Genomic DNA, 16895 nt, shown 5'->3' with positions numbered 1-16895 from the left:
AATCCCATAGAAAATCTCATAGAAATCAGAAACGCGCGGCACGCTTATCAAACGGCGAGCGGGCCTTTGCCCGTTCTGGACAGGCTTGATGTGTCGGTCCCTGCTGGTACCTTTGCCGCGGTCGTTGGCCCGTCCGGTTGCGGTAAATCCACGCTGACGAAACTGGTTGCTGGCCTGATGAAACCGGACGAAGGCGAGGTCTGGCTGCATGGCGAACGCGTTACCGGTCCGCGCAAGACCGTCGGCATGGCGTTTCAGAATCCTGTCCTATTGGAATGGCGCACGATCTTGGAGAACGTCATTCTGCCGCTTGAAATCGTGGCCCCGAAGATGCCCGGCAAGGACCGCATTGACCGTGCAATGGAACTGCTTGAGATGGTCGGGCTTGCCGGATTTGAAAACAAGCGTCCCTCTGAACTGTCCGGTGGCATGCGTCAACGCGCATCCCTCTGTCGGTCAATCGTGCATAAACCCGAAGTCTTGATCCTTGACGAACCGTTCGGCGCGCTTGACGCGTTTACGCGTGAAGACCTGTGGCAAACCATGCGTGACCTGCGCGCAGCAGAACCGTTCACAGCCGTCCTTATCACCCACGACCTACGCGAAAGCGTGTTTCTCGGGGATCAGGTGATCGTGCTCTCCGGTCGTCCTGCGCGGACCCAATATGTGATGGATGTTGATTTGCCCGCCGACAGAACACTGGATGTCCTGTTCACACCCGAAGCTGGTGACATGCTGCATGTCCTTCGTGACCAAATCAAAATTGCCCAAGGGCGCAGCGATGAGGGTGCGGCCTGATGCTGAGCAAGATCGCGACACCCGTCCTCGCAATTCTAGTCTTTCTTGGGCTATGGGAACTGCTGGTTTGGGCCAACGGCTGGCCCAACTATAAAATGGCGTCCCCGTCAGACCTTCCGCCTGCGTTCTGGAAATACAAGGAACTGTTCTTTCTAATGGGGTGGCAAACGCTCTGGCGGACGGTTGTCGGGCTGTTTTTGGCCGTGATCGTCGGCACGTTGATCGGCATGATCATTGGCTTCTCAAAACTTGCCCGAGACGCGCTTTATCCCCTACTCGTGGGTTTCAATGCGATCCCCAAGGCGACTCTCGTGCCGGTTATTTCGCTGATCTTCATTGGCCAGCATGATTTTAACACCATCCTCATGGCCTTCATGATCTCCTTCTTTCCTATAGCAGTTTCCGTCGGGATCGGGCTATCGACGTTAGAACCCGAATATCGGGATATCTTGCGCGCGCTAGGGGCGTCACGCTTTACGATTTTCCGCAAGATTGCACTGCCCAAGACGCTGCCAGAGTTTTTCGGCGCTCTTAAAGTATCTGCAACGCTGGCTTTTATAGGCACAAACCTGGTCGAGATCGTCAGCCCGCATGGACGTGGGCTTGGTGCCTTGTTCAAATCTGGCGAGACCAATGGCGATTACCCATTGATGTTTGCAGTGCTCATCGCTTTGGCTGTGCTCGGTATCTTGCTGTATTACGCTGTGATTTTTCTGGAACGATCATTCGCAGGTTGGGCCGATCGGGAAGGCCACTGACCTGACTGCGACGCGCTAGTATTAATGTGCAAAAATATGTGTCGATTTTGAGTTCCGGCTTTGTATGCAAAGCACGGGAGATATTGTCATACTGAAAAGATGGTCAATGTCCGCTTCGAGGGAAAATAGAAGTTTTCAAAACTGCGAAATATGGTCTCCGTTTGTGTCACGCTTAGTCGAGTTGGGGATGCCACTTGGCTCTGTTGCGGCTCTGTTGCACAAATCGCGTGAGGGATTCATCTCGTGAATCCAGCGTGGTAGCTGGGATGCATGAGCAGACCCATACCCCCGACCTACAAGACCAGAAACTGGCCAGCCTACAATGAAGCGCTCAAGCGCCGGGGCTCGCTGACGATCTGGTTCGACCCTGAGATGATCTGGGATGCCGTGCCGACAGGCAGGCGTGGCCGCCAGCAGAGCTATAGCGACGCCGCCATACAGACGTGCCTCTCGATGAAAGTGCTGTTCGGCATGGCGCTCCGGCAGACGACCGGGTTCGTCGAGAGCCTGCTGCAGCTGGTCGGTCTGAACTGGACGGTGCCCGACTTCAGCACGCTATCTCGCCGCCAGAAGACCTTGGCCGTCAACATCCCATACCGCGGCTCCAAGGGGCCGTTGCACCTGTTGATAGACAGCACCGGGATCAAGGTCGAGGGCGAAGGCGAGTGGCACGCCCGCAAGCATGGCGGCCCTAAACGCCGCGTCTGGCGCAAGATCCACTTGGGGATTGATGAGGAAACGCTGGAGGTTCGGGCCGTCGAAATCACCGGGAGCCACATCGGTGATGCGCCGATCCTACCCGACCTTCTCGACCAAATCCCGCAGGACCAGGAAATCGGTAGCGTCACGGCTGATGGCGCCTACGACACGCGCAAATGCCACGATGCGATTGCAGATCGCGGCGCCCATGCCGTCATCCCGCCCCGCAAAAACGCGAAGCCCTGGAAGACGATCACCGCCGGAGCCGTGGCGCGAAACGAGGCCTTGCGCGCGGCGAAATACCTGGGCCGCGCACTCTGGCGACGATGGAGCGGATACCACCGCCGAAGCCGCGTCGAGACAAAAATGCATTGTATGAAGTTGCTGGGCCAGCGGCTCATGGCGCGGGACTTCGACCGCCAGGTCGCGGAACTCCAGGTCCGCATTGCCGTCCTGAACGGCTACACCGCGCTCGGCATGCCCGTCACGGAAGTCGTAGGATAAGTCCGCCCGGGGAAAGGGGAAACTCGGCGTTCAGCCGATTTGTGCAACAGAGCCTCCAACAGGCACAGCATGGTTGGGAAACCATCGCGAAGGCCGCCCAGCGGCTCAAGGTCCGTCCGGCAGAGATTATTCAGGCGATACGGCAAGGTCGGATCCAACGCGTCGCCCGTAATGCCCAGTTTCATGGCTATGGCTCCGTCCATGTCTACCATGAAGAGGTCGTCCAGGCGCTCGGGCTCGATGAACCCGCCGCCTTGTCCTTCGAGCTCTTCACCAAGGCCGTGGGCCTGGCCCAGCCGGTGTTTATAAATCGATTGGTGAAGAACGGCCATTTGCCGTCGACCGAAATCCGCAACCCGCGGACCAAGGCGATGCAGCGCTACATCGCGAAGGAAGATGCCGCCGTGTTCCACGAGCGGTTCGTAACGCTCCGAACTCTCGCGAAGGCGCATGCGGTGACCTGGCAGAGCCTGGCGCCGAAACTCCGCGATGCTGGCGTGCTGCCATTCAGCCCCGATGGTGCCGACTACGGCTACCTGTACCTGCGATCCGAAGTCGAGCAGGTCCTCGGCAGCTAATCCAGACGATCATGCATGAAACTGAAAGGGCGGCGCAAATCACGCCGCCCTGTTTCATGCTTGGGATCGAAATTCAGCCCTTGTCCGTCGCCAATTTAAAAACACAGCTTTTGTCGCAAAACCCAACAATGCATGTCGGACGACAAACACAACTGTCGGCGCAGGCAATAAACGTCCATTCTCCGCAGCCAACCGATTGTTTGCGTTGACTTGAACTGCCGAACGCGCGGTGCATGTGTCCATTCTGCAAGCGATACCTGTCCTGTCCCCGAGAGCGATCAGCAACCGAGGATTGTCCCGGTCAACAAGCGAAAAGCCCCGCCGATGGGACGGCAGGGCTACTTGATGTCGTAGGTTCTGAAAACTTCAGTCGAGCGGCGACACGCCGACAGAAAGCCATTCGGCAAATTCAGCTTCGGTCACGTCTCCGGATGCCAAGCCTTCCATCGCGCGCACACCGTCGACTGGGTCTGGCCGGAATGTGAAACCATTCATTCGTAGGAACGTGATTGCGGTGACGAAAGCTGTCCGCTTGTTCCCGTCGACGAATGCATGCGCTTTTGCAATTCCGAACGCATAAGCTGCCGCGACCTCGGCGAGACCGGCGTCAGTGTAAGCCGCTAAGTTCATCGCCCGTGCGCAACCCATCTCCAGCAGCGCCTGATCCCGCAGACCTGACGCACCTCCATGGCGAGCAATTTGCCGGTCATGGATGATCGTCACTGCAGCGATGGGAACCCAAGTAAACCGGCTCATGCCAACGCTTGCAGCATATCCCGGTTCTCATCCATAACGACTTCAGCCGCGGCGAGTGCGTCTGCTACTGACGGGTCGTGTGCCAAAAGCTTGAGACTGCCGTCGTCGCCGCGCACGACAAAGAGAGTGTCCCCCTCCTTTGCATCAAGGATCGTCAGCATCTCAGTGGTCAAGGTCATCACTGCAGAGTTGCCGACCTTGCGGATTCTTGTTTCGATCATTGCCTCGCCTCCGTATTCACGAAAGTATATACGCCAAACTGTTGCAAAAGGCAAGGTTCAGCTCCGGGCCGATAGGGCCCATTATGTTAAATGCCGAGGATGCGATGTGTGTCGGCACGGTGGTAGAGGTTTACACCGATTTCGGCGGCTGAAAACGCAGGCCGAACCCGGGCGTTGCGCATGTGCCGAGAGAATGCCTGCGCGCCCATCCCGACCATATCCAGGGTGCGGGCTTCGCTGATCAGGGTCTCCGCGACTGCGGCAACTTCCTCAGCATCGAAACGATGAATGACGTGGGTTCCCTGCTTCGGCATGACCGTCACAGAAGGCAGCACGCCCCGATCCACCAGAGCCCACCCTGCCGCGGCCGGGATGCGCAGCATCGCATATGCTTTGGCGGAGGAGATGTTGGTCAGAAGATCCCGGACCAGCGATTTCACCTCCACCGGATCGACGTGAAGGGCTCCCAGCCCCTCCCCTTCAGAACGCACTGCGCCGCGAAGGTGGCCGCCGAAAAGCAGATGCAGGATGTCGACGGCACGGCACTTGGCTTTCTCTGCGGCTTTCGCCAGCGGCACATAGTTGTCCGGGGCACAGGACATGAGCGGAGCCGTCTCTGCGACGCGCGACAGAAGTTCGTCGATTGCATCCTGGGCCACGGCCTTGCGGGTACGGCCCGAAGCATCCGGGCCGTCGCCCGCCAGCGGAGCGAGCAGGCGGTCATCAATCAGCTGATCCGCCAACGGGCGCGCGCAGCCAAGGGCCTTTGGCAGCGAGATGACAGTCACGATACGCTGCATGGTCGCTGCAACCGCGCGGCCCTGCTCAGCGTCGAAAGCATGATGTGTCTGCTCTTCGGACGGCACGAGACCGCGTGCGGCCAACAGCTTGCGCAGAGTGCGCGGGTCGAGGCCCTGCTCGGAGGCCAGTGAGGATACCGTATGCAGGCGACGTTCGCCGAGGGCCTCGCCAAGGATCTCAGTGCCAGAGGCCAGCGCGAAGCGGTCAAAGATCACCGCCCGCAGAATGTCAGTCAATGCGCCATGCTTGCCGAGCGTGCGAGCACCGCTCATGGCTGTGTAGAGGCGGCCAAAAATTTTCTGCGGGCCCGGCTTGCTGCTGTCGTGCTGGAAGGCGTCGAAGATACCATGCAAGCAGTCGCGTACAGCGTCCGCCCCCTGAGCCATGACCTCATAACCCGCGCGACCGGCCTCTTCGCGCTGGTCGTCGGTCATCACCTGCAGGTCTACTTTGGGTCCAAAGGCCAGCACCGCGCCAAGCAATTCGGATGCGCGCACCACGCAATCGACAGGCTGGGAATCCAGCCACGCGGGGCCGACATGCCCCTTGAGACGGCCGATGACATAAGTTTGCAACGGCGAAACCGGGCGCGTGGGCTGCGCTTCGATTGCGGCGAGCAACGCCGCGCCCGGTGCGGGAGCGCGGTAACCGAGTTCATGGAGCTCGCCATCGTGAAAATCTTTGTCCAGGCGAAGCATAGCGATGCCGTGCTCGGGGCAAGTCCGGACCACGTCCAACGCCCAGTGCCATTGATGCCGACGCACTTTGGCGGGCTTGCAGCCTCTCGCATCGTCGGATTGCAGGCAAGCCAGACAGCACGCTGTTTTTGGGCGAACGAAGAATTCCGCCGGAAACACCTGCCCTCGCAAACGATAGGATCGCTTCCCTACGCGCACAGGCGTGTTCCGCTCCAGCTCCGCTTGTTCAACACCCGACACCTCAGCCAGCCGTGCGATGGCGTCGGGCTCACCAGACACCAACGACATCGGTGCGATCCCGATATCGCGCAGGAATGCCGTCAACCGGCCCCCGGTGTGGAACGCCGCAAGGCGCGCGGCGAAGGACAGAGCGGACTCGAAGGCGTCCATTGCAAAGTGCGGCATGAGATGGGGCATGGGATCGTCTCCGGGGGGATGGCGGGAAAGAAGAAAGAAGCGCTCGAGTGCGTCAGAGTGCGGGAACGCGGTCCAAGTCGACGCGCGACCAATTGCTACTCATGTAGACGTTGTCTGTCGGCGTACAGCCGGTCTCGGCAGCGTGCGCTTCGATGAAATGTCCGCGATCCAAAGCGGTTGCGCCTTCGTCGAGCGCGATCTCGATCGCATTCAGCAGGTTTTCGATGAACTGCCCCAAGCGCGACTGAGCCGCATGAACCATTCGACCGAGCAGTTCGTCGGCAAACGTGGGCGCACCCAGGCCAGCCTTGCGGCAGTAACTCTCGACGATACCGCGCAGCATGGCGTTGTCTGTCCCGGCGCTGATGTCCTGCAGGTGCATTTTCTTGAAGCGTCGCGTGATCTGACGGTCCGTTGCAGCGATCTGTTGCAACTCTTCGACGCCGCTGAGGATGACGATGACTGAACCTTCGCCCTGCATCTGGGCTTTCAGCAAATTGAGGATGTTGCGGGTCTCGCTCGCATCTTTCTTGCCAAAAAGATCCTGCGCCTCGTCGATCCATAGTGCGATCGTGCCAAGTTCGGCGAGGCGGTGCCGCACCATGCTCCAGATTTCGCGCTCGACGCGCTTCGTTCCTGAGCACGGATAGTCCGTAGCTTCGAGGATCGCGATGCCAAGGCCCTTCGTGGTTGCAGGGCTGGGCACCCGCGCCATGATCCAAGGACGGAGGCGGGTCTCGTCCGGCTGCAGCGCCGGATGGCGTGCCAAGGCGCGGCTGATCATCCGCGTCTTACCAGCACCGGATTTCGCGACAACCATGACACCACGGGTTTCCTGCGTGTCGGTGAAGTGGCGCGGCATCGGCAGGACTTGGCCGTCCCCGTCGGTACGCAGGAGACCGTCGAAGACAAGTCCGAACTGTTCGTCGCGGCCGGAAGCGATGTACGCATCGCGCAGTTCCTGGCCGAGATCATGGCAGGGAGAGGTTTGGTCAAAGCACATAGGGGTCAGTCCTCGAAAGTGAATCCATCATCAGCATCGCCGGACTTTTCAGCTGCACTGCGTCTGCTCCGTCGACGAAGTGGATGTGCGTTCGAAGGCTCCGGTACGGAAAAAGAGTCCGGGGTGGTTTCGGCAGACATGGTTTCCGAAATATCAAGCGGCGGTTCCGCAGAGTGCTCCACCACGTCAAGGTCGGCCTTCGTGTGCGCACCGGCAGTGCTCAGAGATATGCCGTAACCACCAGCCAGCATGTCGCCTTCGTTCGCGGGCTTCGCCTCGGTATCGCCGAAGTCGGCAAAGCCGATGGCAGTTTCCTCGACCCTGCGGAGACGCTCCTCGGTCCAGGTCTCGACCAGGATGCCCTCACGCCGCATGGCATCAGCATGCAGCGCAGTGATTTCCGCAATGGCCCTCGCGACGATGAGGCCCGATACCTCCTCACCACGCCTCCGTCGGGCGGAAAGCTCGCGCAGAGTCTTCTCCCAGATCGCTGCTTTCAACCCCTGCGCCCATGCCGGAACTGCCTTCACGTCGACCCAATCTCCGTCGAGTTCCACAGAAATCGTACCAAGATCGTTGGGATGCCAGCGCAGGCGGAGAGCTCTTTTTTTCTTGTGCATGAAATACGCGGCAAGGCGCTCGTCATGATAAGGAATTTGCATCACGGTCAGACCATTGCGCTGCGGATCGCGGGTCTCTTCCTTACCAAATGCGATCCTGCGCGCCGATTTGTCAGCGGACGGCGTAACGCCGTACTGCGCGACCATGCGGTTCCATGCGTCGAGCGGTGTCTCTCCGCCCAGTCCGCGATGCGGCGTACGATGATAAATGTCGACGACCCAGCGGACGAGCACGGCGCACAGCTCCTCAATGGTCAGTGCCGCTGTCTCTTGCGGGTCATTCCCGGCCTTCTGCACCACATCGCTGAACGTCCGTCCACTGAAACGCGGCAGCAGTTTCGTTGCCAATATTTGAAAAATGCGCTCGATGGTCCCCTTCATCGCGGGTTCTCCAGCCGGACAATGCTCGAGATTGCCAGCAAGCGCAGCGATAGCTTGTTTTGTCCTGCCGGAAATATTGTACTTCGCACAATCGGTCACGATGACACCGGGCTTCCCGTGCATGTGCCAGGGGCTGAACGCACCAATTGCGTCAGCGTAGATGCCCTTGTCTTCGTGGATCATCTCGACACATTGAAGGGCGCTGTCACTGCTGCCTTCGAGCGACATCTTCATGCCGACGATACAGCGGGTAGCGACGTCGACTGCGACGGTCACGAGGACGCGAACGGCCTTTTTGCCATGAAGACCGAGAGCCTTGATTTCCTCAATCGTCATATGATTGAGCAGACCGGAGGTCTTCAAGTACGTCATCAGGTCAATGCGCAATTCATCGATCTCGACCCGCTGCAATGGACGGTAGATGTCGAGCCCCTGACCGACCGGCGCGAAAGCACGGCGCGCGGCTTGAATGCCGTTTCGATGCACCATCACCTCGAACGGATCGAGCGCATCGATCCGCTGTCGTACCGTTTCCCGCGACGGCATATCCAGCAGGGGTTCGCCAGCAGCTTCGCGTCGCGCGTTCTCCAAACGGAATGCCGATTTCACGTTTTCCCAAACGGTGGCTTTGGTCGGTTGGGTCGGAGACATGTAGCCGATGATGATCGGCTGAAGCAACGCGTTGACTTCGGCAGTGAAGCGCGGTGCGCGGAAGCCACGGGCCCGGCGATCGTCATAGAGTGCGGTCAGGCCGCCAATATCGTATGCCTTCAACCAGCGCCGTAGGGTCCTGGGACTGTGCCACTCAGGCGTGAGGGTGTCGCCATCGATGACTCGTCCGTAGAAATCCGTGGCCAGCGCACGAATTTCATTCTTTGCAGCCGCAATGGATTCGTCGGTGTACTTCAGTTTCTTCTCGCGATGCAGCTGCTGCATGGCGAGCACCAACGCTTCTCGACGCTCTGCCGATTTATGTTCCTCTGCCGTTCGCGAGGCGAGAAACTCGGCAATGGCCAGATCCGTCGTTCTGGATGACATATGGACCGGGCGACACGGGATGTGTTGCATCGTTCCCTTGGCGATATGCAGCGCCAGGTTGGCGCTGGTGAACTCCTGCGCAAGCTGGCTGCCAAATTTCTGGACAAAGATGAAACGGTCTTCTCGAACGTCACGCACGACCCACGAATTGCGGTCGAGGATAACCTCGTCACCGATTTCCAGGGCGTACTTGGGAGTGATATTGCTGGGCAGGAAATCGAGCATCAGATGGTCCTCCGACGGACAATCGCGTCTGGGGAAATACGCTGGGGGCCAGCGAGTTCGAGAACCCCGGTCCGCAGGAGCCGCACGATTGCGCGGAACCCTTGGCCACCGGCACCGATGGCGTCCTGCAAGCGATCAATGCTGATTTCACCATGCAGTGCTTGAATTTCCCGCCGTGCCGCAGCATCGACTGACGGCTCGCTTTCACGCATCTCGTGCATGATTTCGGCATTGTGCACCTCGATCCGGTCGAGGTGTTTTTCGGTCATGACCACGACTCGATCGGCGAAGTCCGGCGTCACTTGCCGGGCGACGGCTTCCAACTCGCGGCGCAGGCGCTCGGATTTCAGGCGGTGAGCGCTCTTGACCATGACGGCGATCCGCGTCCCATCAGCAAGGTTTGCCCGGAAGTCGAAGAAATGCGTGGCTGGCCGCCCGTTGTCTGCAAGCCAGCGGAATGGCACCTGATTTTCGAGCGCGACGACGTCGCGGCGGGCGCTCAGAACGAGCCCCACCATCAGTTCGGTATGGCTCTCGATGTCCAGAATGCGCTCGTCTCCCGGTTCACCCACGACGAAATGCCCTGTGAAGTGTTCCTTGCGTCCCTTGGCAACCTTGCGCAGGTAGACCGTCTGTTTCGGCAGCACCCGGCCACCCGTTGGCGTGACATGCATCTGTCGTCTCCGCTCTCGATTTATCGGTGAGGCGGATGCCCGAAAAGCTCGGCATCATCCGTGGCGCTTCTGCGTCCTCACGATGCTCGGCAGAGTGCGATTTGGGCCTGCCGAGCGTGTCCGAGCGGGACATTGGTCGATCGAGAATTTTCAGAAATCAACAATGCGTTTCCATTACGGAAACCAATTTGGAGGTCTCTGATTGGTTCATGACGACCATCAGTTGACTGTACGACTGCAGCATGTCGATCCGGTTAGCTTTGACCGTCGTTCCCAAGCATTTCCGGTGCTCATTACATCACAGGGTCCGTGAACCTGATCGTAAGATTGGACAGGTACTTTTTCCGTGGCATAGATGGTCTACAAGTTGTAGCGTCCGTGCTTTGCAGCCCTGGTTTTCGTATGTAGGCGCACATCACTCGGAGAACACACATGACCGCTGTCTCGCACGGTTTCACCTTCATCGATCTCTTCGCAGGCATCGGCGGCTTGCGCATTGGTTTCGAGGCAGTTGGCGGAACCTGCGTGTTCACCAGCGAGTGGAACAAGTTCTCGCAGGAGACCTACCGCGCGAACTTTGAAGATGGTCACGAGATCAACGGCGACATTACCAAAGTCGACGAGCGCGACATCCCCGCGCATGATGTCCTGCTCGCTGGTTTCCCTTGCCAGCCATTTTCCATTGCCGGGGTGTCAAAAAAGAATTCGCTGGGTCGGGCCCACGGGTTCGCGGATGAGACGCAGGGCACACTGTTCTTTGACGTGGTTCGCATCCTGCGACACCACAAACCGAAGGCTTTCCTTCTGGAAAACGTCAAGAACCTCCTGTCGCATGACAAAGGCAACACTTTCCGCGTCATTCTCCACGCCTTGGATGAACTGGGATATGACGTCGACCACAAAGTGATCGACGCGCGCCACTGGGTTCCGCAACACCGCGAGCGCATCTTTATCGCCGGCTTCCGGCGTGACGTGCCCGTCGCGTTTTCCCTTGACGAGGTGATCTTCCCTGAGGGTCCGGCGCCGACACTTGTTGACATCCTGCACCCGCAGGACGGTTCGGAGACTGTTGAAGAACCCTATACCACAGGCCCCTTGGCCGAGGTGGGCGGCAAGTACACACTGACACCCAACCTCTGGAAGTACCTCCAGAACTACGCTGCCAAGCATAAGGCCGCCGGTAATGGCTTCGGATTCGGTCTGTGTCAGTCCCACAACGTGGCACGCACACTCAGTGCGCGCTACTACAAGGATGGCAGCGAAATACTGATCGCCCAGGACCACGGTACGCCCCGGCGATTGACACCAAGGGAATGCGCAAGACTCATGGGGTTTGACCGAAAGGGCTCGAACCAACCTTGGAAAATCGTCGTCTCTGACACGCAAGCCTACCGTCAGTTCGGCAACGCAGTCGCCGCGCCGGTTGCCATTGCCATTGCCGAGGCCATGGCCCCCTGGATCACCAACACGGTCGCACTGCACCCCAAACGGGGGATGCGTGCCTGACAAGCCGCCCATGACACGGTCCGCGATGATGTCGCGGATCGGCCCCAAGGATACCAAGCCCGAGATCATGGTGCGCAAGGGACTGCACCGTCTGGGCTTCCGGTACCGCCTGCATACCAAGGATCTTCCTGGGAAGCCGGATATCGTGCTCCCGAAATATCGGACTGTGATTTTCGTTCACGGGTGTTTCTGGCACGGGCACGAGGGCTGCCATTATTTTCGCATCCCCAAGACGAATACCGATTTTTGGCAAACCAAGATAGGTCGAAACCAGGAAAGGGATGCGGCGGTCCGGCAACGCCTTGCACAGTCCGGGTGGCGCATCCTAACTGTATGGGAATGCGCAACGCGCCAAGTATCGGAAGATATTCTGATATCGGTGATTGCAGATTGGTTGAAGGGCCGCGAAAAAGAGGCCAGCATTTCTGAGCAGGACTTTTTCTCACGTCTGGATGGAAAGTCCGGCTCTCGTCCGAAGTGAAAGAGCAGGAAGATGAACGACCTCATCAACGATCCGAACGCCGCGCGCCTCATCGTCGGGCTTCGTGACACGGGTTACAACGTCAAGACCGCAGCAGCCGATATCATAGATAACTCGATCGCAGCTGGAGCCAATGCGGTAAACATCAACATTGAGTTGATGCATGACGGCCGGAAGATCGTCTATTTCGGTGATGATGGTCACGGCATGACCCGCGATGAGGTTCGCAATGCGATGCGCTACGGCGCCGACAAGCGTTCCGACGCCAAAAGCCTCGGGAAGTTCGGACTGGGGCTCAAGACGGCCTCAAGCTCCGTATGTAAGCGTTACAGCCTGATTTCGAGGAAGTCGGCGAACGAGGAACTGGCGAAGCTGACCTGGGATCTCGAACATGTCGAGGCGAAGAACATCTGGGAAATGCTCGACGATCCGGTGACGCCAGATCAGGCCGACATGTTCGAGGAGCTCTGCGGGGAAACCGGGACGCTTGTCGTATGGGAGAACTGTGACCGCATCCTGTCCAAGGACTACGACCCCGGTTCGAAGGAAAAGGCCGCGATCAAGCGGCTGGCCGAGACCCTGGGCAAGCACGTCGCGCTGGTCTTTCATCGGTTTCTCGACACGTCTGATGAACGCGAACGAAACGTTGCCATTCGGATCAACGGCGTCGATGTGCCTGCATGGAACCCGTTCTATCCAACCCGCTCTGATCAGGTGCTCGCAGAGACGAAACAGCGGATAATTGTCGAACTGCCGGATGGCAGCGAGGCGGAAGCAGGGATCAAGGCATGGATCCTGCCTCATCGCCGCGACATGACAAAAGAAGAGGAAGCCGAATTCGCGCGCATTTCGAACCGTGCGCAGGGCTTTTATGTCTATCGCGAAGGGCGCCTCATTCAGGATGGCGGCTGGCTGGACGTATTTGGCGCCCCCGAACCCCATACGTCGCTCCTGCGCATTGAATTCGACTTCACACATGAATTGGACGAGGCCTTCCGCATCGACGTGAAGAAGTCCCGGATCCTGTTCCACCCGGATCTGGAAGATGGGCTGCGCAGTCTTCTGCAACCGGTCTACCGCGAAGCCGGCAACCGGTATCGCCGTATCACCCGCGACGATGCCAACAAGAAGACAACGGTCGACCACGGAAGCTCCAACAAGAACATCGCGGCAACGGCAAATGTCGCCAAGCCTCAGGTGGCAAGCGCGGATCCAGCCAGCCAAACCGTCGAGGTCAACAACCGGCGCGGTGTGAAGATCCGGATCAAGGTGCCGGTTCAGGAGCACGTCAATCCGGAGTCGATCTATGTCGAGGCTGTCACGACCATCACCAGCGGGCACCTTTTCGAGCCGGCGTACCGGAGCCCAGGCGTTTCGGATCACGTACCCGGTGTCCTGCTGAACAAGCATCATGACTTCTACCAGAAGATCTACCAGCGCGCTGCAGCCAGCGGATACGCAGTCGAGGGCATGGACCTGCTTCTGTACGCCTTCGCAATGGCAGAGCAAAACAACACCGATCCGGAACTGGAGCCTGTGTTCGAGGACATTCGCGAGGAGATCTCGTCCAACCTCAAGAAGCTGCTCCGAAATCTCCCGGACCCGACCTCAGCGGAACTGACCGAGGTTGACGAGGACTGAGATGCTGTCAGCCCGTCAAACCCTCATCCGGGAAGAACTGGAGGCCGGAACCGGCGCTGCGATCGGCATGACGGTCGACGGGTCGAAATCTCGGACGGGCCTGCGGATCTGGTTTGCGGACCTCGAAGAGCGGCACGGACCCGTGGCGGAGCTGCGTCCGTACGGTCTGAAGGGCTACGTCGTTACGCTGGGTTTTGGCGCATTTGCGGGTGAAGTCGTTCGACGCATCGCTGGTGCCGGGTCCGAGGATGTCCGTCTGGCACGGGCCCTCATCGCGTCCATCGACAACTCTGTGGAGGTCGAGGTCCACGGGCAAGAGATGGCCGATTGGAAGATCACCACCGGAGATTTCCGGATGACTGCCATCATCCGGAACCTTCCGCGGGACCCCGAGATCGCTTTGACCGAGGTCAGCCGCGACACGATCGTGCCGATGATGGCCGCCATGGCCGAACTGATCGGGTACGACATCATCGAAGAGGACGGCCACGGCGAGCCCGAGTACGAAGGGGCGGAACTGGTCACAACGGTCCGGCGCCGCGAACGCAACCCCAGAAATCGACTCCTTTGCATCAGGTTGCATGGTGAAGTTTGCGCCTGTTGCGGCCTTGATCCGCGCGAGACCTACGGTGTGGCTGGCAGCATCATCGAGGTACACCATCTCGAACCACTCTCGCTCCTGAAGGAGCCGCGCCCCTATGATCCGGCACGCGACCTCGCGCCGCTCTGCCCGAACTGCCACCGCGCTGTGCATTCACGTAAGCCCGAACCGTGGTCCCTGGAGGAACTTCGCGAATTGATGGCTGATCCGACGGGCAAGGCAGGTGTACTTTGACTTCTCCGACCGACATGCCCATCGCGTTCGATGCGGTTGCCGCTGAATTCGGCGACAGGTTCAGCGTATCTGAGCGTGTCCTCGATCCCGCCCTCCGGATCGGCAACGGACCCGTGCGCCTTGCCGCACGCTTGGGTGGCCTCAGGACGCTGCGTGGCGTGCCGAGCTTCATTGAGGCCCCCTCAGCCAGACATGCTTGGGTACTGGACGGAAATACGATCAGGCCTCTTCCGCAGGATGCCCCCGATCTGGTTGCCGAAGTCCTCGAAGGTGCCGATCCACGGGATGTCCCGTTTGCCTTAGGCATGAGACTCACGCGGGAGCCAAACGAATTGATCCTGATCGAGGCCGACGAGGAGGCATTCCGGTCCGGCACGACTGCGGCCGATGCCCTTGGCTCGGAGATGTCCATTCCCGGACTGGACGCGAAGCTGTTCCCCTATCAGGCCCGTGGCGTCCAGTGGATGTGGCGGACCGCGAGGCGGACCGGCGGCCTTATCCTTGCGGATGAAATGGGTCTTGGGAAAACCCTGCAGATCATCGCGCTGCTCATGATGGATCCACCTCCGCAGAGTTCGCCCGCGCTCATCATCTGCCCGACAAGCCTGATTGCAAACTGGGTCCGCGAAATCCGCCGCTTTGCACCGTCGCTTACCATTCTGGTGCATCGAGGCGCGTACCGAGCCGGCATCTTCCGGGACCTGCAGGTCGCCTCCGTCGTCATCACGACCTACGACACGATGGTGAACGATATCGCTGTGCTGTCATCGCTGGAATGGTCATGGGTCATCTGTGACGAAGCGCAAGCGGTCAAAAATCCGGGATCGAACCGGCGTCAGGCACTGGCCGCCATTCCACGGCGCTGCGCGATACCCATGACAGGCACCCCAGTCGAGAACACCCTTCTCGACCTCTGGTCCCTGATCGACTTGGCAGTGCCCGGAATGCTCGACCAGCAGAGCGTTTTCGAGATCGAATTCCCCGACACTGTGGAAGCAGCTAAAAGCTTGGCACGGCTTACCGACCCGGTCATTCTGAAGCGGCGTGTGGCCGATGTGGCCGGCGACCTGCCAGAACGGATTGACGTCGACCTGCCTGTTTTTCTCGACGACGACCTTGCCTGGCAATACGAGATGGTCAGGCAGACGACCCTCGAGAAGTATCCGGTGGCCGGGGCGCTGGTTGCGACGATGCAATTGCAGCTGTTCTGTGCCCACCCCTGGCTGCGGAGCCGCGACGATGCGGACGACCACGAAGACGCCGACGTGGTGGCAAGTGACGCAGCACAGCTGATGACGCCGAAGATGGAGCGGGCCATTGCGCTTTTACATGAAGCATTCATCAACCGGCGCAAAGTGATCGTCTTTGCATCCTTCAACAGGATCGGTGACTTGCTGAAACGAGCCGGGCATGACCTGCCCGCCGCATGGTGGGGCGCCATCAACGGCAGCACAGCACAAGAAGATCGCCAAGCCATCGTCGACGAATTCTCGTGCTTTGACGGTCCGGCCTGCCTCGTGCTCAATCCGCGCGCCGCAGGCGCAGGGCTGAACATCACCGCCGCAACCATCGTCATTCACTTCACGCCGCTCTGGAACCCTGCTCTCGAGGCGCAGGCCAGCGCCCGCGCACACCGCCGCGGCCAGACCGAGCCGGTCACCATCTACCGCCTGTTCTACGAGGACACGGTGGAACAGGTCATGATCGAACGATCGGCGTGGAAAAGTGAACTGGCAAACGAAACCGTGCCCGTGGCGATCCGTGACAGCGAGGATCTGACCCGGGCACTCCAGATGTCTCCCAACGGAAAGTCCCGATGAAGAAATTCCTCAAGCCCCTCAGCGCCAATGATGTCGGATCGACGGGGGCCCACATGGGCGGTATCCTCATTCCAAAGGGCGACGGCGAGCTTCTGGCTTTCCTGCCACACTTGGATCCCGACAAGTACAATCCAAGCGAATGGATCATCTGCGTGACCCCAGATGGTCGCGAACTTCGACTGCGCTACGTCTATTACAATAACCGTTTGCACAAACCGAATGGGACGCGGAACGAATATCGGATCACGCACCTGACCAAGTACTTCAGGACGGAAGGCGCCAAAGAAGGCGACACCTTCGAAATCTCAAAGGAAGATGGCGCGACCAGCTATCTGATTAATGTCGTCAAGGCCGCGAAGGAACCCGACGAACCGGTCGAAGATGGCCCCGTCCGCATCAGGATCTCTACCGGCTGGCGCCGCGTGCATTGACCTCCGGCCG

16 protein-coding genes are annotated in these 16895 nt (G+C 59.4%); 10 read left to right on the top strand and 6 right to left on the bottom strand.

Annotation, left to right across the window (positions count from 1 at the left end):
* The first annotated feature begins 6 nt into the window (after positions 1–6).
* From QF118_RS06030 to QF118_RS06015, 4 genes are all read left to right on the top strand, one after another.
* The gene (locus tag QF118_RS06030) at positions 7–798 is read left to right on the top strand and encodes an ABC transporter ATP-binding protein (RefSeq protein WP_282302418.1); all 792 of its coding nucleotides are present in this window, start codon (positions 7–9) and stop codon (positions 796–798) included.
* A complete protein-coding gene (locus QF118_RS06025; protein WP_282301738.1) occupies positions 798–1556 on the top strand; it encodes an ABC transporter permease in 759 nt (252 codons plus the stop codon). The genes QF118_RS06030 and QF118_RS06025 overlap by 1 nt, the downstream gene beginning before the upstream one ends.
* Before the next feature lie 270 nt (positions 1557–1826).
* Positions 1827–2759 carry an IS5 family transposase gene (locus QF118_RS06020; RefSeq protein ID WP_282299042.1) on the top strand — a complete coding sequence of 311 codons (933 nt, stop codon included), beginning with the start codon at positions 1827–1829 and terminating at the stop codon, positions 2757–2759.
* Between the two features lie 41 nt (positions 2760–2800).
* A complete protein-coding gene (locus QF118_RS06015; RefSeq protein ID WP_282301737.1) occupies positions 2801–3337 on the top strand; it encodes a hypothetical protein in 537 nt (178 codons plus the stop codon).
* Positions 3338–3703: 366 nt separating this feature from the next.
* Here QF118_RS06015 and QF118_RS06010 read toward each other — a convergent pair whose 3' ends face one another.
* The 6 genes from QF118_RS06010 to QF118_RS05985 all read right to left on the bottom strand — a co-directional run bounded on the left by QF118_RS06010 (position 3704) and on the right by QF118_RS05985 (position 10171).
* Positions 3704–4093: a type II toxin-antitoxin system death-on-curing family toxin gene (locus QF118_RS06010; RefSeq protein ID WP_282301736.1), complete on the bottom strand. Its 390-nt coding sequence runs from the start codon at positions 4091–4093 to the stop codon at positions 3704–3706.
* On the bottom strand, positions 4090–4314 hold the full coding sequence (locus tag QF118_RS06005; protein WP_282301735.1) for an AbrB/MazE/SpoVT family DNA-binding domain-containing protein: 225 nt from the start codon (positions 4312–4314) through the stop codon (positions 4090–4092). The genes QF118_RS06010 and QF118_RS06005 overlap by 4 nt, the downstream gene beginning before the upstream one ends.
* 86 nt (positions 4315–4400) lie before the next feature.
* The gene (locus tag QF118_RS06000) at positions 4401–6230 is read right to left on the bottom strand and encodes a TniQ family protein (protein ID WP_282301734.1); all 1830 of its coding nucleotides are present in this window, start codon (positions 6228–6230) and stop codon (positions 4401–4403) included.
* 52 nt (positions 6231–6282) lie between these two features.
* A complete protein-coding gene (locus QF118_RS05995; protein WP_282301733.1) occupies positions 6283–7233 on the bottom strand; it encodes a TniB family NTP-binding protein in 951 nt (316 codons plus the stop codon).
* Positions 7234–7238: 5 nt separating this feature from the next.
* A complete protein-coding gene (locus QF118_RS05990) occupies positions 7239–9497 on the bottom strand; it encodes a TnsB C-terminal domain-containing protein (protein ID WP_282301732.1) in 2259 nt (752 codons plus the stop codon).
* Complete coding sequence (locus QF118_RS05985; RefSeq protein WP_282301731.1) at positions 9497–10171, bottom strand: PDDEXK family nuclease; 675 nt, start codon at positions 10169–10171, stop codon at positions 9497–9499. The genes QF118_RS05990 and QF118_RS05985 overlap by 1 nt, the downstream gene beginning before the upstream one ends.
* A 432-nt stretch (positions 10172–10603) precedes the next feature.
* Between QF118_RS05985 and dcm the strand changes: the two genes are divergently transcribed.
* From dcm to QF118_RS05955, 6 genes are read left to right on the top strand one after another with little or no spacing between them, the layout of a single operon-like run.
* Complete coding sequence (gene dcm / locus QF118_RS05980; RefSeq protein WP_282301730.1) at positions 10604–11677, top strand: DNA (cytosine-5-)-methyltransferase; 1074 nt, start codon at positions 10604–10606, stop codon at positions 11675–11677.
* Positions 11678–11687: 10 nt separating this feature from the next.
* Positions 11688–12158, top strand: a complete 471-nt coding sequence (locus QF118_RS05975; protein ID WP_282302417.1) for a very short patch repair endonuclease — start codon at positions 11688–11690, stop codon at positions 12156–12158.
* A 12-nt stretch (positions 12159–12170) separates the two neighbouring features.
* On the top strand, positions 12171–13799 hold the full coding sequence (locus tag QF118_RS05970; RefSeq protein ID WP_282301729.1) for an ATP-binding protein: 1629 nt from the start codon (positions 12171–12173) through the stop codon (positions 13797–13799).
* A 1-nt stretch (position 13800) separates the two neighbouring features.
* Positions 13801–14634 carry an HNH endonuclease gene (locus QF118_RS05965; RefSeq protein ID WP_282301728.1) on the top strand — a complete coding sequence of 278 codons (834 nt, stop codon included), beginning with the start codon at positions 13801–13803 and terminating at the stop codon, positions 14632–14634.
* Positions 14635–14648: 14 nt separating this feature from the next.
* Positions 14649–16454 (top strand): DEAD/DEAH box helicase, encoded by a 1806-nt coding sequence (locus tag QF118_RS05960; RefSeq protein WP_282301727.1) that lies wholly within the window; start codon positions 14649–14651, stop codon positions 16452–16454.
* Positions 16451–16885 carry an EcoRII N-terminal effector-binding domain-containing protein gene (locus QF118_RS05955; protein ID WP_282301726.1) on the top strand — a complete coding sequence of 145 codons (435 nt, stop codon included), beginning with the start codon at positions 16451–16453 and terminating at the stop codon, positions 16883–16885. Before QF118_RS05960 ends, QF118_RS05955 begins: the two co-directional genes overlap by 4 nt.
* Positions 16886–16895 lie beyond the last annotated feature (10 nt).

Source organism: Tropicibacter oceani (assembly GCF_029958925.1).
Classification (GTDB): Bacteria; Pseudomonadota; Alphaproteobacteria; order Rhodobacterales; family Rhodobacteraceae; genus Pacificoceanicola; species Pacificoceanicola oceani.
Note: the sequence above shows the minus strand (reverse complement) of the source record. Positions and strands in the feature narration are given on the sequence as shown.

Excerpts from the sequence above, each read along its gene's own strand:
- QF118_RS06025 (WP_282301738.1), top strand. The coding sequence starts at position 798 with ATGCTGAGCAAGATCGCGACACCCGTCCTCGCAATTCTAGTCTTTCTT.
- QF118_RS06020 (WP_282299042.1), top strand. The coding sequence starts at position 1,827 with ATGAGCAGACCCATACCCCCGACCTACAAGACCAGAAACTGGCCAGCC.
- QF118_RS06010 (WP_282301736.1), bottom strand. The coding sequence starts at position 4,093 with ATGAGCCGGTTTACTTGGGTTCCCATCGCTGCAGTGACGATCATCCAT.
- QF118_RS06005 (WP_282301735.1), bottom strand. The coding sequence starts at position 4,314 with ATGATCGAAACAAGAATCCGCAAGGTCGGCAACTCTGCAGTGATGACC.
- QF118_RS06000 (WP_282301734.1), bottom strand. The coding sequence starts at position 6,230 with ATGCCCCATCTCATGCCGCACTTTGCAATGGACGCCTTCGAGTCCGCT.
- QF118_RS05995 (WP_282301733.1), bottom strand. The coding sequence starts at position 7,233 with ATGTGCTTTGACCAAACCTCTCCCTGCCATGATCTCGGCCAGGAACTG.
- QF118_RS05990 (WP_282301732.1), bottom strand. The coding sequence starts at position 9,497 with ATGCTCGATTTCCTGCCCAGCAATATCACTCCCAAGTACGCCCTGGAA.
- QF118_RS05985 (WP_282301731.1), bottom strand. The coding sequence starts at position 10,171 with ATGCATGTCACGCCAACGGGTGGCCGGGTGCTGCCGAAACAGACGGTC.
- dcm (WP_282301730.1), top strand. The coding sequence starts at position 10,604 with ATGACCGCTGTCTCGCACGGTTTCACCTTCATCGATCTCTTCGCAGGC.
- QF118_RS05975 (WP_282302417.1), top strand. The coding sequence starts at position 11,688 with ATGACACGGTCCGCGATGATGTCGCGGATCGGCCCCAAGGATACCAAG.
- QF118_RS05970 (WP_282301729.1), top strand. The coding sequence starts at position 12,171 with ATGAACGACCTCATCAACGATCCGAACGCCGCGCGCCTCATCGTCGGG.
- QF118_RS05965 (WP_282301728.1), top strand. The coding sequence starts at position 13,801 with ATGCTGTCAGCCCGTCAAACCCTCATCCGGGAAGAACTGGAGGCCGGA.
- QF118_RS05960 (WP_282301727.1), top strand. The coding sequence starts at position 14,649 with ATGCCCATCGCGTTCGATGCGGTTGCCGCTGAATTCGGCGACAGGTTC.
- QF118_RS05955 (WP_282301726.1), top strand. The coding sequence starts at position 16,451 with ATGAAGAAATTCCTCAAGCCCCTCAGCGCCAATGATGTCGGATCGACG.